Raw genomic sequence first — 22,586 nt, forward strand, 5'->3', positions numbered from 1 at the left:
CGCTGCACCGCTACTCCGGGCGCTCAGCGTGCTCAGGGTGGTCGACGTGCTGGAAGGCGAAGCCGAGGATCCCCGGCGCCAGCACCCCGAAGCCGATCAGGCACAGCCACAGCCCCTGCACCACCCCCAGCGCCGTCAGCGCGGCGCCGAGCGCCGTCACGGCGGGGAAGTAGCTGCGGTCGGGGAAGAAGATCTCCCGGCCGGACACCTCCAGCACCTCGGCGTCCCCCCGGTCCTCCGGCCGCTCCCCGCCCCGCACGTGCTGGCGCCACAGGAAGGCGGCGACCAGGGCCGACATCACGAAGGACACGCACAGCGCCGAGCTGCCCGCCGGATCGGCGGAGAACCAGCGGTAGACGACGGTGGTGGCCGCGAAGAACAGGGCCGTTCCGGTGAACAGCCACGCCTCACCCTTCACGGGACACCTCCGGGTGGTGCAGGTCGAAGGCCGGGGACTCCGAACGGATCTGCGGCACGGCGTGGAAGTTGTGGCGGGGCGGCGGGCAGCTCGTCGCCCATTCCAGGGAACGCCCCCAGCCCCAGGGGTCGTCGACCGTCACCCGCTCGCCCCCGCGGTGGGTCTTCCAGACGTTGTAGAGGAACGGCAGCGTGGACAGCCCCAGCAGGAAGGACCCGATGGTGGAGAGGGTGTTGAGGAGGGTGAACCCGTCGGACGCCAGGTAGTCGGCGTACCGGCGCGGCATGCCCATCTCGCCGAGCCAGTGATGGACGAGGAAGGTCAGCTGGAAGCCGGGGAAGAGGGTCCAGAAGTGCAGCCTGCCCAGCCGCTCGTCCAGCATCCGGCCGGTCAGCTTGGGCCACCAGAAGTAGAACCCGGCGAAGGTGGCGAAGACGATCGTGCCGAAGAGGACGTAGTGGAGGTGGGCGACGACGAAGTAGCTGTCGGTCAGGTGGAAGTCCAGCGGGGGCGAGGCGACCAGCACCCCGGTCAGGCCGCCCAGCAGGAAGGTGACGAGGAAGCCGGCCGACCACAGCATCGGCGTCTCGAAGGAGAGCGAGCCGTGCCACATCGTGCCGATCCAGTTGAAGAACTTCACCCCCGTCGGCACGGCGATCAGGAACGACAGCAGGGAGAAGAACGGCAGCAGGACCGCGCCCGTGGCGAACATGTGGTGCGCCCACACGGTCGCGGACAGGCCGGTGATGGCGATGGTCGCCCCGATCAGGGCCGCGTAGCCGAACATGGGCTTGCGGCTGAAGACCGGCACGATCTCGCTGACCACGCCGAAGAACGGCAGGGCCACGATGTAGACCTCGGGATGCCCGAAGAACCAGAACAGGTGCTGCCACAGCAGGGCGCCGCCGTTGGCCGCGTCGAAGACGTGCGCGCCGAACTTCCGGTCCGCCTCCAGGGCCAGCAGGGCGGCCGTGAGCACCGGGAACGCCAGCAGCGCCAGGATCGACGTGAACAGCACGTTCCAGGTGAAGATCGGCATCCGGAACAGGGTCATGCCCGGCGCGCGCAGACAGACGATCGTGGTGATGAAGTTGACCGCGCCCAGGATGGTGCTCAGACCCGCCACGGCCAGCCCCATCGCCCACAGGTCGGGGCCCGTCCCGGGGGAGAACACGGGCCCGTTGAGCGGTGCGTACGCGAACCAGCCGAAGGCCGCCGCCCCGTCGGAGGTCAGGAACCCCGAGACCACCATCAGGCCGCCGAACAGGTAGACCCAGTAGGTGAAGGCGTTCAGCCGGGGGAACGCGACGTCCGGCGCCCCGATCTGGAGCGGCATCACCGCGTTGGCGAAGCCGGTGAAGGTCGGCGTCGCGAACAGCAGCATCATGATCGTGGCGTGCATGGTGAACAGCTCGTTGTACTGCTGGTTCGAGACGATCTGGAGCCCCGGCCGGGCCAGTTCGGCCCGCATCACCAGGGCCATCAGCCCGGCGAAGAGGAAGAAGCAGAAGGCCGTCACCAGGTAGAGGTTGCCGATCACCTTGTGGTCGGTGGTCGACAGCCAGCGCAGGACCGCCGAGCCCTGCCGGATCCGCCGGCCGGTCCGTGCCGTCGTCTCGGGCGGGGGTGAGGGGTCCAACGCCGTCATCGGGTCCTCCAGGGAGCCTCGAAGCTTCACGGTCCTGCGGCCTCGGAGCCCCGCCGCCGGGCGTGCACCCCCTTCGACTACCGGCCCCCCACCCTGCGGCCCGCCCGACGCGCCGCAGCCGGCCCGCCCCCGGCCCCCATATCCCCCACCCGGGGGATCCCCGGCCCCCCGGCCCGAGCACCGGCGGGCGGTGGGCGCGGGCCGGCGCCGGCGGGCGGTGGGCGCGGGCCGGCGCCGGCGCGGCTCACCGTCCGGCCGCCCCCAGCGCCGCCAGCGCCCGCGTGACCACCTCCGCCTGGTGGGCGACCCCGGCGAGGTTGGGGTGCAGGACCGTACACGCCTCCCCCTGGGCGGGGATCATCCGGCACACGTCCGAGGGGGCGTCCCGCTGCTTCCCCTCACCGGTCAGCTGGTCCTTGATCCCGTACATCCAGCGCTGCCCGCCGGCCGAGCACACCCCGTGCCCGGCGCTGCCGGCGTACAGGTCCACGTACGCCGCGCCCGACTGCGCCGCCTGCTCGCGCAGCAGGGTGTTGACCCGGCGCTCCAGGGAGTCCAGCCAGGGCATGTCCCCCTTGGTGACGGTGCCCATCTGGGACCAGGTGCCCCAGCGGCAGCCGGCCGCCTCGTCGACGACGGCCGGGTAGCCGACCACCGCCACCCGGGCGTGCGGGGCCCGGTTCCGGATCTCCTTCAGCAGGGTGGCGAAGTCGGCCCGGAGCGCGGTGATCCTCCCCTCCAGGGCGGTGGCGCCCGCGCCGCCGGAGTAGTACGAGGTGCACGGCCGGCCCAGCCCGAAGCGGGCCAGTCCCTCCTCGACGCACTTCTGGACGATGCCGGCGAAGCCCACGGAGTTGCCCCCGAAGCCGACCGTGACGAGGTCGGTGGCGGCGGATACGGCCCGCAGCTGGGGCGGCCGCGCCGTCCAGCCGCCCCGGGGCGGGACGGACGGCGGACCGCCCATCTCGGTCTGCGGCTCCAGCGCGCCGGCTCTGACCTCGGCCGCGGAGCAGGTGACGTCCGTCAGCCGTAGCTTCAGCCGGGCGGCCGCCTGCCGGGGGTAGTTCACCGCCGAGCGGCCGCAGCCGTCCCCTTCGTCCCAGGGGCGGACGAAGGCCCCCGCGCTGTAGGAGTCCCCGAGCGCGACGTAGTTCAGCGCCGGTGCCGCGGCGGCCGCCGCGGGCGCGGCGGAGACCGGGGCGAGCGCGGCGGCCGCCGCGGCGAGGGTGGTGGCGGTGGCGAGAGCGATCCGGGTCGCGGCGTTCACGGCTACGTCCTTACGTCAGGCGCCGGGCGACCGTCTCGACCGGCGGGTATGACATAACGTAACGCGCGCGATTACGCAGCGTAGTCGATCAGGGCGCAAACCACCCGATGGAGTGGCTGTCCGCGAAGGCTCCTCACTCCCCGCCGTGGGCGCGGGTGATGAGGTCCGTGGCGACCTCCAGCGCCGCCAGCCGCGTCGCCTCCGGGTCGCCCTCGTCCACGTGCTGGAGGAACATCATCCCCGCGTGCAGCGTGAACAGGGCGCTCACGCAGCGCACCTGGTCCGCCAGCGGCCCGTCGTCCGTACGCAGCAGTTCGACCAGGGTGAAGAGCCTCCGCTTGACGATCTCCCCGATGCTCAGCTCCCGCATCGTCGCCTGGTTCTCGTGCATGAAGCGGTACAGCTGTGTGCCGACGACCATCGCCTCGCTGTAGCGGCGCAGCACCTCGCGCTTGGTCTCCAGCGTTCGAGGCTGCCCCTGTGCCCACTCGATCAGCTCGTCGATGGGCCGCGTGCGGTCCTCGAAGACGCTGATGATGATGTCTTCCTTGGTCTTGAAGTGGTAGTACAGCGCCGCCTTCGTGACCTCCAGCCGCTCCGCGATCTCCCTGAGCGAGGTCTTCTCGTACCCCTGCTCGGCGAAGAGCTCCAGCGCGACCTCCTGGATGCGCTGGCGCGTGTTGCCGCGCTTGACCTGCGGTCCCGTGCCGCTGGAGCTGCTGGACATGTGTCTCCCCACGAACTTACTTGACGCCCGGCTAGTGACGCGTCTACCTTCCCCAGTGTAGTGAACTAGCCGGGCGGCAAGTAAGTGTCCGCGCAGGGAATGAAGAGATCGGTGTCACGGGGAGTGGACATGAGCGACGCAGTGAAGCAGACCGGGAGTCCGGAGGAGGTGAAGCCGCGCAGCGTGCGCGTCGTCCTCATGGCGCTGATGATCGCCATGCTGCTCGCCATGCTCGACAACATGATCATCGGTACCGCGATGCCGACCATCGTGGGCGAGCTCGGCGGCCTCGAACACCTCTCGTGGGTGGTCACCGCCTACACCCTGGCCACCGCCGCCTCGACCCCCATCTGGGGCAAGGTCGGCGACATGTACGGGCGCAAGGGCTCCTTCCTCACCTCGATCGTCATCTTCCTCATCGGCTCCGCGCTCAGCGGCATGGCCCAGGACATGGGCCAGCTGATCGGCTTCCGCGCCATCCAGGGCCTGGGCGCCGGCGGTCTGATGGTCGGCGTCATGGCGATCATCGGCGACCTGATCCCGCCCCGCGAGCGCGGCAAGTACCAGGGCATGATGGCCGGCGTGATGGCCCTCGCCATGATCGGCGGCCCGCTGGTCGGCGGCACCATCACCGACCACATGGGCTGGCGCTGGTCCTTCTACATCAACCTCCCCCTCGGCGCCGTCGCCCTCGCGATGGTCAGCGCGGTGCTGCACCTGCCCAAGAAGACAGGGCAGGGGGAACGGCCGAAGATCGACTACCTGGGCGCCGCCCTGCTGACCGTGGCCATCACCTCGACCGTCCTCGTGACGACCTGGGGCGGCACCGAGTACGCCTGGGGCTCCGGGCAGATCATCGGCCTGATCGTGGCCGGCGTCCTGGCCATCGCCGCCTTCCTCTACGTCGAGACCAAGGCCGCCGAGCCGGTCATGCCGCTGCACATCTTCCGCAGCCGCAACTTCACCCTCATGTCCGTCATCGGCTTCCTCGTCGGCTTCGCCATGTTCGGCGGCGTGCTCTACCTGCCGCTCTTCCAGCAGGCGGTGCAGGGCGCCTCCGCCACCAACTCCGGCCTGCTGCTCCTGCCCATGCTGCTCTCGATGATGGCCGTCTCACTCATCGCGGGCCGCATCACCACCAGCACCGGCAAGTACAAGGTCTTCCCGATCGCCGGCGGCGCCCTCATGGTCGTCGGGCTCTTCCTGCTCGCCACCATGGACACCGGCACCACGCGTCTGGTCTCCGGCCTCTACATGGCCGTCCTCGGCGCCGGTCTGGGCTTCCTGATGCAGATCACCATGCTGGTGGCCCAGAACAGCGTGGAGATGAAGGACATGGGCGTGGCCTCCTCCTCGGCCACCCTCTTCCGTACCCTCGGCGGCTCCTTCGGCGTGGCGCTGATGGGCTCCCTGTTCACCTCCCAGGTCACCGACACCATGTCCGAGCGGCTCGGCCCGCAGGCCGCGCAGGCCGCCGGATCCGCCCAGCTCGACGCGGCCAGCCTGGCCAAGCTGCCCGAGGCCGTCCGCGACGCCTACCAGCACGCGGTCGCCGCCGGTACGCACTCGGCGTTCCTGCTCGGCGCGGCGATCGCCGTCATCGGCTTCGCGCTCGCCTGGTTCGTCAAGGAGGTCCCGCTGCGGGGCGCGGGCCCGGCCCAGGCCGGCGGCAACCCCCAGACCGCGGCCTCGGCGGCGGACTCCTTCGCGCACTGACAGGCGGAGCCCCAGAGGCGGGTGCGGCCGGGATCTCCCGGCCGCACCCGCCTCGTCGTGCGTACGGGCTCCTCCGGCCCCGCGCCGCACCGTCAGCCGCGACCGGTCAGCTCATATGCCCGCCCCGGCCGCGATCCGTCAGCGGTGCCCGCGCGGCCCGCTCCCGTACGGGTGAACGCGCGCGCGGTGACGTTCCGGGCCGCCGCGGGGGCCCGTTGGACCGGGCATGAAGCGCACCCGTACCGCCGCTCTCACCGCCGTCGCCGCCGTCGCGGCCCTCAGCCCCGCCCTCGGCCAGGCGGCCGCCACCGCCGCCGACGGCAAGGGCAACCTCCCCCAGGACCCCGTCGGCAGCGGGAAGGCGTGGAGCGGGGACCAGAAGCACAAGGTGGAAGGACAGGTCCGCTTCCACCCCGGCGTGCAGTACCGGACCGTCACCCGGCCCGGACCCGAGAGCGCCCCCGAGTGGGAACGGCAGGTCGGAGACCCGGACACCCTGGCCTGGCTGCCCTCGTACGAGTTCTCCTGGACGGTCTCCGACGTCCTGGTCAGCAAGGGCCTGAGCACGAAGAACGGCAAGCACGCCCTCGCACTGCACGCCGTACTGCGCGACGGGCGCCACGGCGTGGTCGGGGAGGTGGACAAGAAGCTGTCCGGACAGCCGGCGACGGGCAGTCAGAAGATCCCGGGGAACCAGCGGGTCGCCTGCGACACCGGCGAGTACACGGTGGAGTGGACGCTGGAACGCCCCGGCTACGCGAAGATCGGCGGCACGCTGCGCTGGGACTCCAGCTGCGAGCAGTACCGCAAGGCGTTCGCCGCGGAACGCGCCGGGAAGTAGCGGCGCAGCGGCGAAGGGGGCCGGAGAACGGCGGGGGGAGGGGCGTGGGAGAACGGCCTGCCGCCCTGCGCACCTTGTGGGCGCTCGTCGGGCGACGGGGCCACGGCCCTTGGATCAGGTGCCGTCAGCCATTCTGCCGTACGGGAAGGGGTGCGAGGGTGGGCGAAGGTCCCGTCCCGCCGGTTCTCAGTCCTTCTTCCGGGCGGCCTCGCCCGCCTTCGCGGCGATCCCCTCCAGGACGGACTTGGGGTCGCCGTTCGGGTCGACGGCGTGGCCGATGTTGCGCTTGATGGTGTCGCTGACGGTCACCCAGGAGGGGGCGCTGACCGGGTAGAGCTGCGCGCCGCGCAGGGCAGTCAGGAACTGCTCGTCGTTGCGTTCGAGGCCGCCGCCCGAGGGGGTGCGGGAGGCCGAGACCGTCGAGGGCAGCAGGTGGTAGCGGCCGGCGAAGTCCGACAGGTTCTTGTCCTGGTAGACGTAGTCCAGGAACTTGCCGATCTCCACGCCGTTCCCGTTCTGCTTGAACGCCATCATCCAGTCGGCCACGCCGACGGTCGGCGGGGCCTCGCCCGAGCCGAGGCTGTCCGAGATGGGCATGGGGACGGCGTTGACGGTCATGCCCTTGGCGCGGGCCTCGTGCAGCAGCGAGGGGTAGCCGTTGACCATGCCGACCTCGCCGCGCAGGAAGGCGGCGAAGGCGTCGGCGCGGTTGAGCTGTGACGGCGGGGTCGGGCCGGTGAGGCCCGGGGTGACCAGCTTGTCCTTGAGCCAGCGGAAGGTCGCGATGTTCTGGTCGGAGGCCAGGCTGTAGTTGCCGCTGCTGTCGGCGTACCCGCCGCCGTTGCTGAGCTCCCAGATCATCGCCTCGGCGTGCGCCTCCTCGGGGCCCAGCGGCAGGGCGACCGGGTACTTCACGCCCTTGTCCTTGAGCGCCTTGGCGTCGGCCACGAGGTCGGACCAGGTCTTCGGCGCGGAGGTGATCCCGGCCTGCTTGAACAGGGTGTCGTTGTAGAAGAGCAGACGGCTCGACGCGACGAACGGCAGGCCGTAGAGCGTGTTGCCCACCGAGCCTGCCTCGGTGAGCGGCTGGAGGAAGTTCGCCTCGGCGCTGATGGTGAGCAGTTCTTCCGCGGAATACAGCTTTCCCTGGGCCGCGAAGTCCGAGTACGAGCCCATGAGGGCCATGTCCGGCGCATTGCCGGCCTTGACCATACGGGAGACCTCGCGGTCGATGTCGGCCCAGGGCAGGAGCCGTACCTGGACCTTGATTCCGGGGTTGGCGGCGGTGAAATCCTTCGTCACCTTGTCCCAGAAAGACTTGGAGCTGGTGGCCGCGCTGTCACCGTATTCGGCGGCCACCAGGTGCAGCGTGGTGCCGCCGGAGGCGGCGCCGTCGGAGGAGCCGCAGCCGGACAGCGGTACGAGCAGGCCGAACACGGCAGCCGTGGCGGCCGCGCCGAACATTCTTCGTCGCACGAGTGGATACCCCTGATTTTCTTTTGAGTCCCGTTATTACTTATGAGTTACTCCGGGCTGGGGTGCCCCGCCGCGGCCCGTCATGGCGGGAATTCTCTCCCGAAGCCGGCGGAGTTGTTTCCGTGGGGTCGGACTTTGTGTTCAATGCTCCAAAACAGGAATTCCGCCATTGTGTTTTCGGATATGACCCGCCGGAATGGGACGCGCGTAGACATACCGAAAAGCCCGTTTCCTTCCGGAAACGGGCTCGGGGTGGTGGCGGTCGCTATCGGGTCAGTCGGCGAACTCGCCGGCGTACGGGTCGGGGTCGCCCGTCTCGGGGTTGCGGCCCTCCTGCCAGCGGCGCTGGGCCTTGCGCCAGTGGACGAAGCTGAGGTGGCCGGCGTCCCAGAAGGTGATGCCGACGGGGCTCACGTCGAACTCGTCGGAGCACATCCGCAGCAGGAACTCGGCCATGCCGTACGGGTACACCGCGAAGGCTTCGGCGGTGTGCCGGCCCGCGACCAGGACCGGCCAGCGGTCGGGATCGGGGTCGCCGGCCAGCCAGCACAGGATGTCCGCGCCGGCGGTGACCCCCCAGGCGATGATCGACTCCGGGTCCACATCGAGCACGGCCCGGCCGCCGAGGCTCTCCCACGTGGCACGGGCGTTGGCGGTCTCCTCGGCCATCCCCGCCGGGTCCCACTGGAGTCCGGGCTTGGGCAGGGGGAGCAGGATCTCGGCCTCGCCGTTGATCGACCCGGCGCCGAAACGGCCCATGAACGCGACGAAGTCGGAGGGGAAGCGGGTGCCCCAGACGGCCTCGGCCCGCTGCCAGTCGATGTCCTCGTCGGCGCCGTGCGTCGCCGGCATGATCTGCTCCAGCGCCTTGACCCGCGCGTTCTCCGTCATGCCCGCCGCTCCCCTGACACCCCAGCTCAACCGCCCCAACCTACCGCCCGGCGGCGCCGTGACCTAGGGGGTGCCCAGCCCTTCCGGAATGACGGTGTCGCCGACGCGCAGACCCCAGCCGGCCATCGCGCCGGCCTCGGCCTCCAGGACGTGGCGGGCGCGGGGGCGGGGGAGGCCCAGGCGGTTCGGGGGCATGGTGGTGAGGGCGATGACGCGCAGGCGGCGGTCGAGGTAGGCCACGTCGATGGGGAACCGCATGCGGAACGTGTGCACGCTCGCGGCGGGGGTGAGCAGGAGCGCCCCCGCGATGCCGTCCCGGCCGAGCAGGCCGCGGGTGCGGGCGCGGTAGGAGGCGGCGATCTCCAGGGGGAGGGTGGTCCGCGCGAGGCGGAGGGTTCCGGTGCCGTCCTGGTAGGCCATGGGCCCAGCCTAGGCCGTCTCTTCCGGAGCCTGCCTGACCGACGAGATCCGGAAGAGACGACCTGGGGGGAGCCAACTCCTGCCCGCCGGGCCCCCGGTGGCCTACCGTCGGCGGATGGGCGTCGTCGTGAGCATCCTTGCCGCCGTGTACGGGGCGGCCGCCGGGGCCGGGCTGCCCCGGGCCGCGTACCGGCTCTCCGTCGAGCCGGGCGAGCCCTGGCGTACGCACCGCCCCGACGGGAGGCCCGTCGCCGGGTGGTTCGGCCCCGGCCCCGGTCCCGGCCGCTCCCCGTGGGCGCCCGCGCTGGTCTGCGCGGCCGTGTGCGGGGCGCTCGGCGCCGCCGGCGGGGTCCGGCCCGAGGCGGCGGTGTTCGCCCTCGTGGCCCCGCTCGTAGTGCTGCTCGGGATGGTCGACCTCGCCGTGCACCGGCTGCCCGACGTCCTCACCCTGCCCCTCGCCGCCGCCACCGCCGCCCTGCTCGGCGTGGCCGCCCTCCTGCCCCGGGCCGCCGGCAGCTGGCGGGGGGCCCTGCTGGGCGGGGCCGCGCTCGGCGCGGCGTACCTCGTGCTGTTCCTGGTCAACCCCGCCGGGATGGGCCTCGGCGACGTCAAGCTCGCGCTTCCCCTGGGGGTCGCTCTTGGGTGGTACGGGTGGGGGGTATGGGTGGCGGGGGCCTTCCTCGGGCTGCTCTACGGGGCCCTGTACGGGCTCGCACTGCTCCTGACCGGCCGCGCGACCCGCAAGACGGGCTTCGCCCTGGGGCCCTTCATGGCCGCCGGAGCCCTCTCCGGAGTGCTGCTGGGCGGATTCGGAGCGTAATCATTCTGCGTCGATGCACGCAGGACGCTTTACGAAGGGTTATGGTGGAACCCCCCCCTCGGGCCGGTCCGTATCCCCCCCACGGACCGGCCCGTTTTTCTTTTCCGCCGCCCTTCCCCCGCCGCCCGGGCAAACGCGCAGGTCAGCCGCGCTGGGCCCAGATGTTGGTGCCGGGGGTGGAGACGGCGAAGGAGTCGATCTCCTTCAGCTCCTGCTCCGACAGCGGAGCCCCGGCCAGCGCGGCCACGTTCTCCTCCAGCTGCTTCACGCTCGACGCACCGATCAGCGCCGAGGTCATCCGGTCGTCCCGCAGCACCCAGTTCAGCGCGAGCTGCGCCAGCGACTGGCCGCGCCGGGCCGCGATGTCGGCCAGTCCGCGCAGCCGGCGCAGGACGTCCTCGGACAGCAGCTCCGGGTTGAGCGACTTGCCCGCGGCGGCCCGGGAGTCCGCCGGGATGCCCTGGAGGTACTTGCCGGTCAGCAGACCCTGGGCGAGCGGCGCGAAGGCGATGCAGCCCATGCCGGCCTCCTCCAGGGTGTCCAGCAGCCCGTCCTCCTCCGTCCAGCGGTTGATCATCGAGTACGAGGGCTGGTGGATCAGCGGCCGCACCCCCATGTCCCGCAGGATCCGCACGGCCTCGGCGGTCTGCTCCGCCGTGTACGAGGAGACGCCCACGTACAGCGCCTTGCCCTGCTGGACCGCGGACGCGAGCGCGCCCATGGTCTCCTCCAGCGGGGTCTCCGGGTCGAACCGGTGCGAGTAGAAGATGTCGACGTAGTCGACGCCCATCCGCTTCAGCGAGGCGTCCAGCGACCCGAGCAGGTACTTGCGGCTGCCCCACTCCCCGTACGGCCCGGGGTGCATCAGGTATCCGGCCTTCGTGGACAGCACCAGCTCCTCGCGGTGGCGCGCGAAGTCCTGGGCGAAGATCGTGCCGAAGTTCAGCTCGGCCGAACCGGGCGGCGGGCCGTAGTTGTTCGCCAGGTCGAAGTGGGTGACGCCGAGGTCGAACGCGCGGCGCAGGATCGACCGCTGGGACTCCAGGGACTTGTCGTCACCGAAGTTGTGCCAGAGGCCGAGGGAGATGGCGGGAAGCTTGAGTCCGCTGCGGCCCGTGCGCCGGTAGGGCATGGAGTCGTAGCGGGAGGGCTCTGCCCGATAGGGATTGGTATCAGTCACGTTGTCCTTGCTATCACGGACTTGTGACCTGCCGAGTTGGGTACCCCATCCCGCCGCGCAGTAATGTGGCGGGGACTCGGGGGAGACCGCAATCTGTACGGGGGCATTGCACGGAGGGGCTGGAAGATCGTGAAGCTGCGCGACCTGGTGTACAAGCTCTATGCACGCCGGGTGGAAGGTCGCCTCGACCATGACGCGTCGCCCAAGCACATCGGCGTCATCCTGGACGGGAACAGGCGCTGGGCGAAGGCGTCCGGAGGTACGACGGAGCAGGGCCACCAGGCCGGTGCCGACAAGATCTCCGAGCTGCTGGGCTGGTGCACCGAGACGGACGTCGAGGTCGTCACGCTGTGGATGCTCTCCACGGACAACCTGGACCGGCCGGAGGTCGAGCTCCGCCCGCTGCTCAACATCATCGAGAACACCGTCAGGGGCCTCGCCGAGGACGGTCGCTGGCGCGTCCACCACGTCGGCAACCTGGACATCCTGCCCTCCCGGACGCAGACCGTGCTGAAGGAGGCCGAGGAGGCCACGCACGACGTCGACGGGATACTGGTCAACGTCGCGGTGGGCTACGGCGGCCGCCAGGAGATCGCCGACGCGGTCCGCTCGCTGCTGCTGGAGCACGCCGAGAAGGGCACCTCCTTCGAGGAGCTCGCCGAGGTCCTCGACATCGACCACATCGCCGAGCACCTCTACACCCGCGGCCAGCCCGACCCCGACCTGGTGATCCGCACCAGCGGCGAGCAGCGGCTGTCCGGATTCATGCTGTGGCAGAGCGCGCACTCCGAGTACTACTTCTGCGAGGTCTTCTGGCCGGCCTTCCGCAAGGTCGACTTCCTGCGCGCCCTGCGCGACTACGCCGCCCGGCACCGCCGGTACGGCACCTGACCCCACGGGACCTGACCCCGCAGGACCTGACCCCCGGTCGGCCGGTCCCCCCTCTCGGCTCCCCCTCCCCGTAGGCCCCCCTCGCCCCGCGCGTCCCCCTGGCCGAGTCTTCACCAGGGGTTCACCGAGCGTCCGTCATATGCCATGGCATGGGCGCCCCCGTTCCCGGGAATAAGCCTTGCAGGTCGACACCCGGTCCACGGGTGTCGCATCTCAGCGGGCGGCACAGGGCCGTCCGCCCGGGAGGCCCTTTGCACCAGGACGAGCGTGCGGTTCGCACGGACGGAATGGAGGGCCGGAAAGCGGCCCTGGCACAGGTGCCGTTGACCGGTCCGGTCTTCATGGCCCGACCTCTTACGAGGGGGTACGTCCTTCCGTGGTGACCAGCACTAAGCGCCGCCTGAACGACAGGCGGACCTACGTCCTCGACACCAGCGTCCTGCTGGCAGACCCCCATGCGATCTCCCGCTTCGACGAGCACGAGGTCGTACTCCCGATCGTGGTGATCACCGAGCTGGAGGCGAAGAGGCACCACCCCGAGCTCGGCTACTTCGCCCGTCAGGCCCTGCGCCTGCTCGACGACTTCCGGGTCCGCCACGGCCGCCTCGACGCCCCCATCCCGCTGGGCGATCTGGGCGGGACCCTGCGCGTCGAGCTCAACCACTCCGACCCCGGCGTCCTGCCGGCGGGGTTCCGGCTGGGGGACAACGACTCCCGCATCCTCGCGGTCGCCCGCAACCTCCAGGCCGAGGGCTACGACGTCACCGTCGTCTCCAAGGACCTCCCGCTGCGCATCAAGGCGTCCTCGGTGGGCCTGCTCGCCGAGGAGTACCGGGCCGAACTCGCCATCACCGACGCCGGCTGGACCGGCATGAGCGAGCTCGCCCTCTCCGGGGAGCAGGTGGACCTCCTCTACTCCGAGGAGCGGCTCTACGTCCCGGAGGCCGCCGAACTGCCCGTGCACACCGGCCTGATCCTCCAGTCCGAGCGCGGCAAGGCCCTGGGCCGGGTCACCGCCGACGGCAACGTCAAGCTCGTACGGGGCGACCGCGACGCCTTCGGGCTGCACGGCCGCAGCGCCGAACAGCGCATCGCCCTGGACCTGCTGCTCGACCCGGAGGTCGGGATCATCTCGATGGGCGGCCGGGCCGGCACCGGGAAGTCGGCGCTGGCGCTGTGCGCGGGTCTGGAGGCGGTCCTGGAGCGGCGCCAGCACCAGAAGGTGATGGTCTTCCGGCCGCTGTACGCGGTGGGCGGCCAGGACCTCGGCTACCTGCCCGGAGACGCCTCCGAGAAGATGAGCCCCTGGGCGCAGGCGGTGTTCGACACCCTCTCGGCGGTCGCCGGGCGCGAGGTCATCGAGGAGGTGCTGGGCCGGGGGATGCTGGAGGTCCTGCCGCTCACGCACATCCGGGGCCGCTCCCTGCACGACGCCTTCGTCATCGTCGACGAGGCGCAGTCCCTGGAGCGCAACGTCCTGCTGACCGTTCTGTCCCGGATCGGGGCCAACTCGCGGGTGGTCCTGACCCATGACGTGGCCCAGCGCGACAACCTGCGGGTCGGCCGGTACGACGGGGTGGTCGCCGTCGTTGAGAAGCTGAAGGGGCATCCGCTCTTCGCCCACGTCACGCTCACCCGCTCCGAGCGGTCCCCGATCGCCGCGCTCGTCACGGAGATGCTCGAAAGCCTGTAAGGGTCAAATCCCCCATACCGGGACGGTGAGTTGACGCCGTCCGGCAAAGGCCCAGGAGCCTAGCCGGACGGCGTCGTTCCGCACAGGGCTTTGCCGAAAACAGCTGCTCCCTGCCTGGTGTGACCTTTCCCACGCAACGCAGAATTGCCTTGCGGCGTCGAGGTCCGGCAGAGTCTGTTTTCCGTCAGGCCCCGCATACGGCACATCTGTATCCCCTGTCTCCAGTTGGGGATGCGCGCAGCACCACAACTCCACAGCCGTTGACCGTATGCCGCCCGGTTTCACGTGGCAGCCCCCGCAAGGGAGTTGTCCACGGGCCCGTGGCTCCAGTGACCAGAGCACCACGGAGCCCAGTGTCGAAGGGGCACTCTTGCGCTCGCGCGGTCACTGCGGACGCTGCTGGAAGGACACCGTGTGAGCCGGATCTCGGTCCGGGGGTTCGCAGTGGCTTCGGCCACCGCGGTCACCACCGTCGGCGCAGTCGTAGGCGTTGCCACTGGCGACGCCGCCACCTCGAACGACCTCGAGACGACCGCGTCCGGAGCGACTCTCCTCACTGACATCCCGGTCGGCGAGCAGGCACAGGTCCAGAGCGGGTCCCTGACCCAGCAGGCCGACGCCATCGCCCACGCCGCCGACGCCGACGCCAAGCGCTCGGCGGAGGAGGCAGCCCGCATCCAGGCCGCCGAGGACGCCAAGTCCAAGAAGGCGGACGCGGAGAAGGCGGAGCAGGAGAAGAAGGACGCGGAAGCCAAGAAGCTCAAGGACGCCCGCGACTCCGCCGAGGGCATCGCCAGCCGCTCGGCCACCCGCGACGCCGGTGACTTCCCCGTCCAGGGCTCCTACACGGTCGCCCAGGTCAAGGACATCGCCCGGCAGCTGGTCCCCTCCGGCCAGTTCCAGTGCTTCTCCAACATCATCAACGAGGAATCGACCTGGAACTACCAGGCCGTGAACTCCTCCTCGGGCGCCTACGGCCTGGTCCAGGCGCTCCCCGGTTCGAAGATGGCCTCGGCCGGCTCGGACTGGCGCACCAACCCGGCCACCCAGATCAAGTGGGGCCTGGGCTACATGAACGAGCGCTACGGCAGCCCCTGCAGCGCCTGGAGCTTCCACCAGGCCAACGGCTGGTACTAGAGCCGCGGCGGACGACGCCCGCGCACAACCCCGGCGAACCCCACACCGTCCTACGGTGTGGGGTTCGGCGCGTGTACGGTCGAGCGAATGCGTCCGCGGGGCGGGGGGAAAGGGAACGACATGGCGAAGAGAACCGGCTGGCTCGGCCGGCTCGGCACAGGGCTGAGCCGGATGGAGGCACGCCTGAACGAGCGGCGGGCCGAGGTCGCGGCGGAAGCCGAGGCCGACGCGGAGCCGTCGCTTCCGGCCGGCTCCGCCCCCGAGCCCCGGCCCCCCGCCGCGTACGAGGAACCCCCGCCGCCCGCCCGGCCCGACCCGGTGGCCGTCATCCCCTGGGGGATGCGCGTCGCCGCCGAGGCCAGCTGGCGGCTGCTGCTGCTCGCCGGGATGGTCTGGGTGCTGATGAAGGTGATCAGCGAAGTCCGCCTGGTCGTCCTCGCCTTCGCCGCCGCCCTCCTCGTCACCGCCCTGCTCCAGCCCTTCGTGGTCCGGCTGCGGCGGATGGGGCTGCCGCGGGGTCTGGCCACCGCCGTCACCGCGATCCTCGGCTTCGTCGTCATCGGGCTGGTCGGCTGGTTCGTGGTCTGGCAGGTCATGGAGAACCTCGACGACCTCTCCAACCGGCTGCGCGAGGGCATCAACGAGCTCAAGAGCTGGGCACTGGACAGTCCGTTCCATGTGACCGAGAAGCAGATCAACGACATCGCCAAGAACCTCAGCGAGACCATCGGCACCAACACCGAGGAGATAACCTCCGCCGGACTCCAGGGCGTGACGGTGCTCGTCGAGGTGCTGACGGGGATGCTGCTCGCGATGTTCTCGACGCTGTTCCTGCTCTACGACGGCCAGAAGATCTGGAACTGGGTGCTCGGCCTGGTCCCCTCCGCGGCCCGCCCCGGCGTCGCGGGGGCCGGTCCGCGCGCCTGGCGCACGCTCACCGCGTACGTGCGGGGCACGGTCCTCGTCGCCCTCATCGACGCCGTCTTCATCGGCCTGGGCATCTACTTCCTCAAGGTGCCCATGGCGGTGCCGCTCGCCGTGTTCATCTTCCTGTTCGCCTTCATCCCGCTCGTCGGCGCGGTGGTCTCCGGCGCCCTCGCGGTGGTGGTGGCCCTGGTGACGCAGGGGCCGTTCACCGCGCTGATGGTGCTGCTGGTGGTGCTGGCGGTGCAGCAGATCGAGGGGCACGTGCTCCAGCCCTTCATCCTGGGCCGGGCCGTACGGGTCCACCCGCTCGCGGTGGTGCTGTCGGTCGCGGCCGGCGGGATGATCGCCGGGATCGGCGGCGCGGTCGTCGCCGTTCCGCTGGTCGCCGTCACCAACACCGTCGTCGTCTACCTGCGCGCGTACTCCCGCGAGCGCCGTCTCGCCCCCGTCTCCGCGGCCGGGCCGGGGCCGCACGGGGCCACGGCCGTCGAGGCGCCGGGTCAGGGGGCCGGGGAGTGAGCGCCACGGCGCCCTGAACGCACCGTGCCCCGCGGCCGGAGGGGCCGCGGGGCACGGAGGGGCGTACGAGGTCCACTCGTACGGGGGACTACTCGGCGGCCAGGGCCGCTTCGGCGTCGAGGGTGACGGCGACGGCCTGGATCACCGAAGCGATCTTGAAGGCTTCCTGGACCGTCTCGCGGTCCACGCCGGCCTTGCGCAGGACCTGCTCGTGCGAGTCCAGGCACTGGCCGCAGCCGTTGATGGCGGAGACGGCGAGCGACCAGAGCTCGAAGTCCACCTTCTCCACGCCCGGGTTGCCGATGACGTTCATCCGCAGGCCCGCGCGCAGCGTGCCGTACTCCGGGTCGGAGAGCAGGTGCCGGGTCCGGTAGAAGACGTTGTTCATCGCCATGACCGCGGCGGCGGACTTGGCGGCGTCGTACGCCTCCGGGGACAGCGCGGCCTTCGCCTCGGGCTCCAGCTCACGCAGGACGCGCGGGGAGCGGGCGGCGATCGCGCAGGACAGGACGGTGCCCCACAGCTGCTGCTGGGTGAGGGTGTCCTGGTTGCCGATGACCGAACCCAGGTTCAGCTTCAGGTCCTTGGCGAAGTCCGGCAGGGCGGACTTGAGGGTGTCGAGGGACATCCGTCACTCACCGGCCAGCAGGGCGCCGGCGTTCAGGGTGTCCTCGCCCTTGTTCCAGTTGCAGGGGCACAGCTCGTCGGTCTGCAGGGCGTCGAGGACCCGCAGGACCTCCTTGGGGTTACGGCCCACGGAACCGGCGGTCACCATGGAGAACTGGATCTCGTTGTTCGGGTCCACGATGAAGACGGCGCGCTGCGCGAAGCCGTCCTCGCCCTGGATGCCGCACGCCTGCATCAGCTCGTGCTTGGAGTCGGCCAGCATCGGGAAGGGCAGGTCACGCAGGTCGGCGTGGTCCTTGCGCCAGGCGTGGTGGACGTACTCGGAGTCGCCGGAGACGCCGAGGACCTGGGCGTCACGGTCGAGGAACTCCTCGTTCAGCTTGCCGAACGCGGCGATCTCGGTGGGGCACACGAAGGTGAAGTCAGCGGGCCAGAAGAAGACGACGCGCCACTTGCCCTCGTAGGTCTTCTGGTCGATCTGCGCGAACTCCTTGCCGGCTTCGAGCGAGACACAGGCGGTCAGGTCGTAGCTGGGGAACTTGTCACCGACAGTGAGCACGAACTCTCCTTGCAGAATGGAAAGTGACCCTTTTGGGGGCTTTCCGAGAGGGTTGGACGGATCTCACATGCTGGCACAGCTGCATTGATTAGAGAAATAGCTAGTCTTGGGGTGGGTGATCGGAGGTACCTATCAGTGGCTGTCAGTAGTAGGGGACAGAAGCAGCCGACGCTGGCGCAGCTGCGCGCCTTCGCGGCGGTCGCGGAACACCTGCACTTCCGGGACGCCGCCGCGGCGATAGGAATGAGCCAGCCGGCGCTCTCCGGGGCCGTCTCCGCGCTGGAGGAGGCCCTCGGGGTGCAGCTGCTGGAGCGCACCACCCGCAAGGTGCTGCTCTCCCCGGCGGGCGAGCGGATCGCGGTCCGGGCTCGCGGGGTGCTCGACGCGCTCGGCGGTCTGCTGGAGGAGGCCGAGGCGGTACGGGCCCCCTTCACCGGGATGCTGCGCCTCGGGGTGATCCCGACCGTGGCCCCGTACCTGCTGCCGACCGTGCTCGGGCTCTTCCACCGGCGCTACCCGCGCATGGACCTCCAGGTCCACGAGGAGCAGACGGCGTCCCTGCTGGAGGGGCTGGCCGCCGGGCGGCTGGACCTGCTGCTGCTCGCGGTGCCGCTGGGCGTGCCCGGGGTGTGCGAACTCCCGCTCTTCGACGAGGACTTCGTCCTGCTGGCCCCCCGCGAGCATCCGCTGGCCGGGCGCAGGGACATCCCGCGCGAGGAACTGCGGGGCCTTCAGCTGCTGTTGCTCGACGAGGGGCACTGCCTGCGCGACCAGGCCCTGGACATCTGCCGCGAGGCCGGGCGCACCGCCGGCGCGGACGTCACCACCACCGCCGCCGGGCTGTCCACGCTGGTCCAGCTGGTGGCCGGGGGGCTCGGGGTGACCCTGCTGCCGCGTACCGCGCTGCGGCTGGAGACGGCCCGTAACGAGGCCCTGGCCACCGGGTACTTCGCCGAGCCGGCCCCCTCGCGGCGGATCGCCCTGGCCATGCGGACCGGGACCGCCCGGCAGGAGGAGTTCCGGGCCATCGCGGGCGCGCTGCGCGAGGCGGTGCGCCCGCTCCCGGTGTGGCCGACCGACTGAGGGGAGCGGGCGCGGGTGGCCCCGTAGGGGGCCGGGGGTCACTCCGTGCGCAGGCCGTCCGGGCGCATCAGGCGCAGCAGGGGCGGCAGGCTCAGCAGGTTGACCAGCGCGACCACGGCCGCTCCGGCCCCGGCGAGGGCCAGGACCGAGACCCAGTCGATCCGCACGGAGCCGCCGGTGACCCACAGCAGGGTGGACCCCAGGCCCAGGCCCGCGCCGGTCGCCAGCGACAGCCCGACCGCCACCGGCAGGGCGGTCTGCCAGAGCACGGACAGGCCGAGCGTCCCGCGCGGGGTGCCGAAGGCCACCAGCGCGGCCAGCAGGCGCCGCCGTTCACGCAGCTGATCCAGCTGCGACACCAGCAGGCTGGTGCCGATGAGCACCAGCAGCCCCGCGGCGCCGAAGAAGAGCCCGGTGCGGATCGCCGTGTACGAGGCGTTCTCGGAAACCTCGGCCAGGGTCACCGCCGGGGAGAAGGGGTCCGCCTTGAACGCCGTCGTGCGGACCCGGTCGAGGGTCTCGGCCCGGTCCCCGTCGGTCTGGACGAAGACCTCGCGGGCGGGCCAGCTGCCCAGGTCCTTCGGCGCGGCCGACGGCGTGGCCAGCAGCCCCTGGCGGAGCCGGCCCCCCGGGTCCGTCACGGGCCGCACCGTGCGGGCGCCCGCGGGGACGGTCCACTCGACGGGCTTCTCGCCGGGCAGCTCGCGGACCCCGTACGAGGTGATGTTGCCGGCGTAGATCCGTTCGCCGGGAGCGGGGGTGAGCGGCCCGCCGGTGGGGGAGAGGCCGCCGCCGGACAGGACGAAGGCGTCGCCCTCGGTGCAGGTGCCGATCTCGGCGACCTCGCGCAGCGCCTCGCAGCTGCCGATGGTGAGCTGCGCGGTCTGGTCGTCGGCCGGGACGCTCCGCGCCACGCGGACGTCGGTCAGGGGGACGGCGCGGACGACGCCCGGGGTCGCGGCGAGTTTCCCGGCGAGCTCGTCGAGGTGGGACTCGGTGCCCATCCGCATCAGGACCGCCACGGCCGCACGGGCCGGGTCCTGGCCGGTGGGGGCCTCGTAGTTCTCCTCGACGCCGGTGAACACCATCTGGAGGGCGATGGCCCCGGCGACCGCCACCGCGATCCCGTTGACCATGCGGGCGGCGCCGCCGCTGTCGGCCTGGAGCCGGCGGACGGCCAGCTGCCAGGAGACCGGTCCGCCCGAGAGCTTTCCGACGGTCCGCTCCAGCAGCCACGGCAGCAGGACGGTGACGGCGACCAGCAGCAGCACCACACCACCGCCGGCCTGCCACCGGTTGATCCCCTCCTGCCGCCCGCTGCGCGTTCCCAGCGGGGCCAGCAGGCCCAGCCCGGCCAGCGGCAGCAGCAGCCGCCACCAGACGCGGCGGCGCGGCGCGGCCGTCCGCGCGACGCCCAGCGGCTCGATGACCACCCGGCGCAGGGCGAGGAGGGTGACGCCCACGGCCGCCGCCGGGACCGCCAGTGCCACCAGCAGGAGCAGCCACGGGGAGGGGTCCAGGTCGTACGGGAAGACGCTGCGCTGGTCGAAGGAGAGGGAGCCGGCTAGGCCGCGGCCGGCCAGGAAGAAGCCGGCGCCGAGCACCAGCCCGGCCAGTGCCCCGCACAGGGCCTCCCCGGCCGCGATCCGGCGCACCGTGCGGCCGTCGGCGCCCACCAGGCGCAGCGCGGCGAGCCGCTGGTCGCGCCGCTCGCCGCCGAAGCGGACGGAGGCGGCGATGAAGACCAGGACGGGTGTCAGCAGGGCGACGAAGGTCAGGAGCACCAGCAGCATCAGCACCGGGTCGAGGCCGCGCGGCTCGGGGTGGCCGGCGAAGGCGGTGATCCGCTGGACCCGGTGCTCGGCCTGTCCGGGCGCGGGCAGGGTGTCGTCGCCCAGGTAGAAGAGGAGTTCCGCCGGGCCGGTCAGGCCCTGGTCGGCGATGGTCCCGGTGATCCTGGCGCCGAGGCGCTCGCGCAGGCCGGCCCCCTCGGGGGAGGCCAGCAGCCGTCCGAGGGCGGGGGAGACCACCATCTCGCCGGCCTTCGGGACGCGTTCCAGCCCGGGCGGCACGGGTGCGTCGGGGCCCTCCGCGTGCAGCACCCGCCCGTCGATGTCCTGCTGGCGGTAGGTCTGGTTGAGGCGGGCGACCAGCAGGGTGTCCCGGCCGGGTGCGCGGGCCTCGGTGGCGCCGAAGAGGGAGCGGGCGTCCTCGCGTGCGTGGCGGGCGGTCAGCGCGCCCGGTACCGAGGTGCCGAGCAGCAGCAGCGCGACGCCGAGCCCGACGCCGATGCCGGTGAGCAGCGTACGGGTCCAGCCCCGGCGGCCTCCGCCGAAGGCGAAGCGGGCCCCGAGGGCGAGGTCCCGGGTCCAGGCCCGCAGGCTGCTCGTAGGGGGTCCGCTCATATGGCGCGCTCCATGTCCCGCGAGCGGCCGTCGCGTACGACGATCTCCCGGTCGGAGTAGGCGGCCACCCGGGTCTCGTGCGTGACCAGGACGACGGCGGCGCTCGCGGCCCGGGCGGCCTCGGTCAGCAGCTGCATGACGAGTTCGCCGTTGAGGGAGTCCAGGGCGCCGGTGGGCTCGTCCGCGAAGACCACCCGGGGCCGGGTGACCAGCGCCCGGGCGACGGCCACCCGCTGGCCCTGGCCGCCGCTGACCTCACCGGGGCGCTTGGCGCCGATGTCCTCGACCTGGAGCCGTTCCATCCAGCCCAGGGCGGTGGCCTCGGCCTCCTTGCGCCGGACTCCGGCCAGGCGCAGCGGCAGGGCGACGTTCTCCACACAGGTCAGTTCGGGGACGAGCCGGCCGAACTGGAAGACGAACCCGAACTGGCCGCGGCGCAGGGCGCTGCGCTCGGCGTCGCCCATGGCGGTGAGGTCGCGGCCGTCGTAGGTGACGGTGCCGGAGTCGGGCGGGACGATCCCGGCGAGGCAGTGCAGGAGCGTGGACTTGCCGGAGCCGGAGGGTCCCATGACGGCGACGACCTCGCCGGGGTGGATGGAGAACTCGGCGCCGTCGAGGGCCCTGGTGGTGCCGTACGCCTTGTGCAGGCCGGTGGCGACGAGGAGGGAGCCGGCGGGGGTCATCGGCGCACCTCGCGGGCGAGCTGGTCCAGGCGGGCGGAGGTGAGTTCGAGCCAGCGCAGGTCGGCCTCCAGGTGGAACAGGGCGTGGTCGCAGACCAGCTGGTCGGCGAGGTCACCCTTGCGCTTGCGCTGGGTGAGGATGCGCATCAGGCGCAGGTGCTCGGCGCGCTGGGTGTCCAGCAGGCCGCTCGCGCTGCGGCCGGTGAGCAGCGCGAGGATCACCTTGGTGTAGAGGGTGGAGTGCAGGTACGGCTCCGGCTTCTCCGGTTCGGAGAGCCAGTGCTCGACGTCGGTGATCCCGGCGTCGGTGATGGCGTACCGCTTGCGGTCGGGGCCGCCGCCGCTCTCTATCCCGTCGACCTCGACGAGGCCGTTCTTCAGGAGGCGGGACATGGTCGAGTAGACCTGCCCGTAGGCGAGGGGCCGGTCGTGGCCGAAGTTCTCGTCGAAGGCGCGCTTGAGGTCGTAACCATGGCGCGGGCCGGCCTCCAGGAGGCCGAGCAGGGTGTGGCCGATGGACATGGCCGCGACTATACACGCGGTGTATACGCACGGTGTATAGATGCCCGGGGGGTGCTCTCCCGGTGCGCGCGGACGCGAAAGGGCCCGGGCGCAAGAAGGCCCGGACGCGAGAAGGCCCGGGCGCGGTGGTCGCGCCC

General features: G+C 71.5%; 21 protein-coding genes. 8 read left to right on the forward strand and 13 right to left on the reverse strand.

Annotation, left to right across the window (positions count from 1 at the left end; genetic code table 11):
- Positions 1 to 10: 10 nt before the first annotated feature.
- The 4 genes from ABZ716_RS12835 to ABZ716_RS12850 form a co-directional block, all read right to left on the reverse strand.
- Positions 11 to 418, reverse strand: a complete 408-nt coding sequence (locus ABZ716_RS12835) for a cytochrome c oxidase subunit 4 (protein ID WP_358958575.1) — start codon at positions 416 to 418, stop codon at positions 11 to 13.
- Entirely contained in the window at positions 408 to 2,066 is a 1,659-nt protein-coding gene (ctaD, locus tag ABZ716_RS12840; protein ID WP_358958577.1) for a cytochrome c oxidase subunit I, read from the reverse strand. The genes ABZ716_RS12835 and ctaD overlap by 11 nt, the downstream gene beginning before the upstream one ends.
- Before the next feature lie 244 nt (positions 2,067 to 2,310).
- Entirely contained in the window at positions 2,311 to 3,333 is a 1,023-nt protein-coding gene (locus ABZ716_RS12845; protein WP_358958579.1) for an SGNH/GDSL hydrolase family protein, read from the reverse strand.
- A 133-nt stretch (positions 3,334 to 3,466) separates the two neighbouring features.
- Complete coding sequence (locus tag ABZ716_RS12850) at positions 3,467 to 4,060, reverse strand: TetR/AcrR family transcriptional regulator (protein WP_358811122.1); 594 nt, start codon at positions 4,058 to 4,060, stop codon at positions 3,467 to 3,469.
- Positions 4,061 to 4,189: 129 nt separating this feature from the next.
- On the opposite strand from ABZ716_RS12850, the gene ABZ716_RS12855 reads away from it, so the two are divergent.
- Positions 4,190 to 5,776, forward strand: coding sequence for an MDR family MFS transporter (locus ABZ716_RS12855; RefSeq protein ID WP_358811121.1), 1,587 nt, complete (start codon positions 4,190 to 4,192; stop codon positions 5,774 to 5,776).
- Between the two features lie 226 nt (positions 5,777 to 6,002).
- Positions 6,003 to 6,617, forward strand: coding sequence for a hypothetical protein (locus ABZ716_RS12860; RefSeq protein ID WP_358811120.1), 615 nt, complete (start codon positions 6,003 to 6,005; stop codon positions 6,615 to 6,617).
- Positions 6,618 to 6,803: 186 nt separating this feature from the next.
- On the opposite strand, the gene ABZ716_RS12865 is transcribed toward ABZ716_RS12860, so the two are convergent.
- The 3 genes from ABZ716_RS12865 to ABZ716_RS12875 all read right to left on the reverse strand — a co-directional run bounded on the left by ABZ716_RS12865 (position 6,804) and on the right by ABZ716_RS12875 (position 9,404).
- Positions 6,804 to 8,081: an extracellular solute-binding protein gene (locus ABZ716_RS12865; protein ID WP_358811198.1), complete on the reverse strand. Its 1,278-nt coding sequence runs from the start codon at positions 8,079 to 8,081 to the stop codon at positions 6,804 to 6,806.
- 285 nt (positions 8,082 to 8,366) lie between these two features.
- Positions 8,367 to 8,984, reverse strand: coding sequence for an SMI1/KNR4 family protein (locus ABZ716_RS12870; RefSeq protein WP_351883122.1), 618 nt, complete (start codon positions 8,982 to 8,984; stop codon positions 8,367 to 8,369).
- A 63-nt stretch (positions 8,985 to 9,047) separates the two neighbouring features.
- The gene (locus ABZ716_RS12875; RefSeq protein ID WP_358811119.1) at positions 9,048 to 9,404 is read right to left on the reverse strand and encodes a DUF192 domain-containing protein; all 357 of its coding nucleotides are present in this window, start codon (positions 9,402 to 9,404) and stop codon (positions 9,048 to 9,050) included.
- 115 nt (positions 9,405 to 9,519) lie between these two features.
- Here ABZ716_RS12875 and ABZ716_RS12880 point away from each other — a divergent pair, with 115 nt between their 5' ends.
- Positions 9,520 to 10,224, forward strand: coding sequence for a prepilin peptidase (locus tag ABZ716_RS12880; protein ID WP_358811118.1), 705 nt, complete (start codon positions 9,520 to 9,522; stop codon positions 10,222 to 10,224).
- Between the two features lie 142 nt (positions 10,225 to 10,366).
- On the opposite strand, the gene mgrA is transcribed toward ABZ716_RS12880, so the two are convergent.
- Positions 10,367 to 11,404 (reverse strand): L-glyceraldehyde 3-phosphate reductase, encoded by a 1,038-nt coding sequence (mgrA, locus tag ABZ716_RS12885; RefSeq protein ID WP_358958581.1) that lies wholly within the window; start codon positions 11,402 to 11,404, stop codon positions 10,367 to 10,369.
- A gap of 129 nt (positions 11,405 to 11,533) precedes the next feature.
- Here mgrA and ABZ716_RS12890 point away from each other — a divergent pair, with 129 nt between their 5' ends.
- From ABZ716_RS12890 to ABZ716_RS12905, 4 genes are all read left to right on the forward strand, one after another.
- Positions 11,534 to 12,295, forward strand: coding sequence for an isoprenyl transferase (locus ABZ716_RS12890; protein ID WP_351883118.1), 762 nt, complete (start codon positions 11,534 to 11,536; stop codon positions 12,293 to 12,295).
- A gap of 376 nt (positions 12,296 to 12,671) precedes the next feature.
- Positions 12,672 to 13,988 carry a PhoH family protein gene (locus tag ABZ716_RS12895; protein ID WP_358811116.1) on the forward strand — a complete coding sequence of 439 codons (1,317 nt, stop codon included), beginning with the start codon at positions 12,672 to 12,674 and terminating at the stop codon, positions 13,986 to 13,988.
- Positions 13,989 to 14,402: 414 nt separating this feature from the next.
- Entirely contained in the window at positions 14,403 to 15,125 is a 723-nt protein-coding gene (locus tag ABZ716_RS12900; RefSeq protein ID WP_358811115.1) for a transglycosylase SLT domain-containing protein, read from the forward strand.
- A gap of 120 nt (positions 15,126 to 15,245) precedes the next feature.
- The gene (locus ABZ716_RS12905) at positions 15,246 to 16,571 is read left to right on the forward strand and encodes an AI-2E family transporter (protein ID WP_358811114.1); all 1,326 of its coding nucleotides are present in this window, start codon (positions 15,246 to 15,248) and stop codon (positions 16,569 to 16,571) included.
- 88 nt (positions 16,572 to 16,659) lie between these two features.
- On the opposite strand, the gene ABZ716_RS12910 is transcribed toward ABZ716_RS12905, so the two are convergent.
- Together ABZ716_RS12910 and ABZ716_RS12915 are read right to left on the reverse strand one after the other, a co-directional pair.
- Positions 16,660 to 17,199 (reverse strand): alkyl hydroperoxide reductase, encoded by a 540-nt coding sequence (locus ABZ716_RS12910; RefSeq protein WP_358811113.1) that lies wholly within the window; start codon positions 17,197 to 17,199, stop codon positions 16,660 to 16,662.
- Positions 17,200 to 17,202: 3 nt separating this feature from the next.
- The gene (locus ABZ716_RS12915) at positions 17,203 to 17,757 is read right to left on the reverse strand and encodes a peroxiredoxin (RefSeq protein ID WP_351883109.1); all 555 of its coding nucleotides are present in this window, start codon (positions 17,755 to 17,757) and stop codon (positions 17,203 to 17,205) included.
- A 135-nt stretch (positions 17,758 to 17,892) separates the two neighbouring features.
- Between ABZ716_RS12915 and ABZ716_RS12920 the strand changes: the two genes are divergently transcribed.
- Complete coding sequence (locus tag ABZ716_RS12920; protein ID WP_351883107.1) at positions 17,893 to 18,840, forward strand: hydrogen peroxide-inducible genes activator; 948 nt, start codon at positions 17,893 to 17,895, stop codon at positions 18,838 to 18,840.
- Between the two features lie 38 nt (positions 18,841 to 18,878).
- On the opposite strand, the gene ABZ716_RS12925 is transcribed toward ABZ716_RS12920, so the two are convergent.
- From ABZ716_RS12925 to ABZ716_RS12935, 3 genes are read right to left on the reverse strand one after another with little or no spacing between them, the layout of a single operon-like run.
- Positions 18,879 to 21,245 carry an FtsX-like permease family protein gene (locus ABZ716_RS12925; RefSeq protein ID WP_358958583.1) on the reverse strand — a complete coding sequence of 789 codons (2,367 nt, stop codon included), beginning with the start codon at positions 21,243 to 21,245 and terminating at the stop codon, positions 18,879 to 18,881.
- Positions 21,242 to 21,928, reverse strand: a complete 687-nt coding sequence (locus ABZ716_RS12930) for an ABC transporter ATP-binding protein (protein ID WP_358811110.1) — start codon at positions 21,926 to 21,928, stop codon at positions 21,242 to 21,244. Before ABZ716_RS12930 ends, ABZ716_RS12925 begins: the two co-directional genes overlap by 4 nt.
- Positions 21,925 to 22,449 carry a PadR family transcriptional regulator gene (locus ABZ716_RS12935; protein ID WP_351883101.1) on the reverse strand — a complete coding sequence of 175 codons (525 nt, stop codon included), beginning with the start codon at positions 22,447 to 22,449 and terminating at the stop codon, positions 21,925 to 21,927. The genes ABZ716_RS12930 and ABZ716_RS12935 overlap by 4 nt, the downstream gene beginning before the upstream one ends.
- Between the last annotated feature and the right edge of the window lie 137 nt (positions 22,450 to 22,586).

Origin of the sequence: Streptomyces sp. NPDC006687 (assembly GCF_040636215.1) — a bacterium.
Classification (GTDB): domain Bacteria; phylum Actinomycetota; class Actinomycetes; order Streptomycetales; family Streptomycetaceae; genus Streptomyces.

What these genes read in the sequence shown, in the direction of transcription:
- ctaD (WP_358958577.1), bottom strand. Translation starts at nt 2,066, where the DNA reads ATGACGGCGTTGGACCCCTCACCCCCGCCCGAGACGACGGCACGGACC.
- ABZ716_RS12850 (WP_358811122.1), bottom strand. Translation starts at nt 4,060, where the DNA reads ATGTCCAGCAGCTCCAGCGGCACGGGACCGCAGGTCAAGCGCGGCAAC.
- ABZ716_RS12855 (WP_358811121.1), top strand. Translation starts at nt 4,190, where the DNA reads ATGAGCGACGCAGTGAAGCAGACCGGGAGTCCGGAGGAGGTGAAGCCG.
- ABZ716_RS12860 (WP_358811120.1), top strand. Translation starts at nt 6,003, where the DNA reads ATGAAGCGCACCCGTACCGCCGCTCTCACCGCCGTCGCCGCCGTCGCG.
- ABZ716_RS12865 (WP_358811198.1), bottom strand. Translation starts at nt 8,081, where the DNA reads ATGTTCGGCGCGGCCGCCACGGCTGCCGTGTTCGGCCTGCTCGTACCG.
- ABZ716_RS12870 (WP_351883122.1), bottom strand. Translation starts at nt 8,984, where the DNA reads ATGACGGAGAACGCGCGGGTCAAGGCGCTGGAGCAGATCATGCCGGCG.
- ABZ716_RS12875 (WP_358811119.1), bottom strand. Translation starts at nt 9,404, where the DNA reads ATGGCCTACCAGGACGGCACCGGAACCCTCCGCCTCGCGCGGACCACC.
- ABZ716_RS12880 (WP_358811118.1), top strand. Translation starts at nt 9,520, where the DNA reads ATGGGCGTCGTCGTGAGCATCCTTGCCGCCGTGTACGGGGCGGCCGCC.
- ABZ716_RS12905 (WP_358811114.1), top strand. Translation starts at nt 15,246, where the DNA reads ATGGCGAAGAGAACCGGCTGGCTCGGCCGGCTCGGCACAGGGCTGAGC.
- ABZ716_RS12910 (WP_358811113.1), bottom strand. Translation starts at nt 17,199, where the DNA reads ATGTCCCTCGACACCCTCAAGTCCGCCCTGCCGGACTTCGCCAAGGAC.
- ABZ716_RS12925 (WP_358958583.1), bottom strand. Translation starts at nt 21,245, where the DNA reads ATGAGCGGACCCCCTACGAGCAGCCTGCGGGCCTGGACCCGGGACCTC.
- ABZ716_RS12930 (WP_358811110.1), bottom strand. Translation starts at nt 21,928, where the DNA reads ATGACCCCCGCCGGCTCCCTCCTCGTCGCCACCGGCCTGCACAAGGCG.
- ABZ716_RS12935 (WP_351883101.1), bottom strand. Translation starts at nt 22,449, where the DNA reads ATGTCCATCGGCCACACCCTGCTCGGCCTCCTGGAGGCCGGCCCGCGC.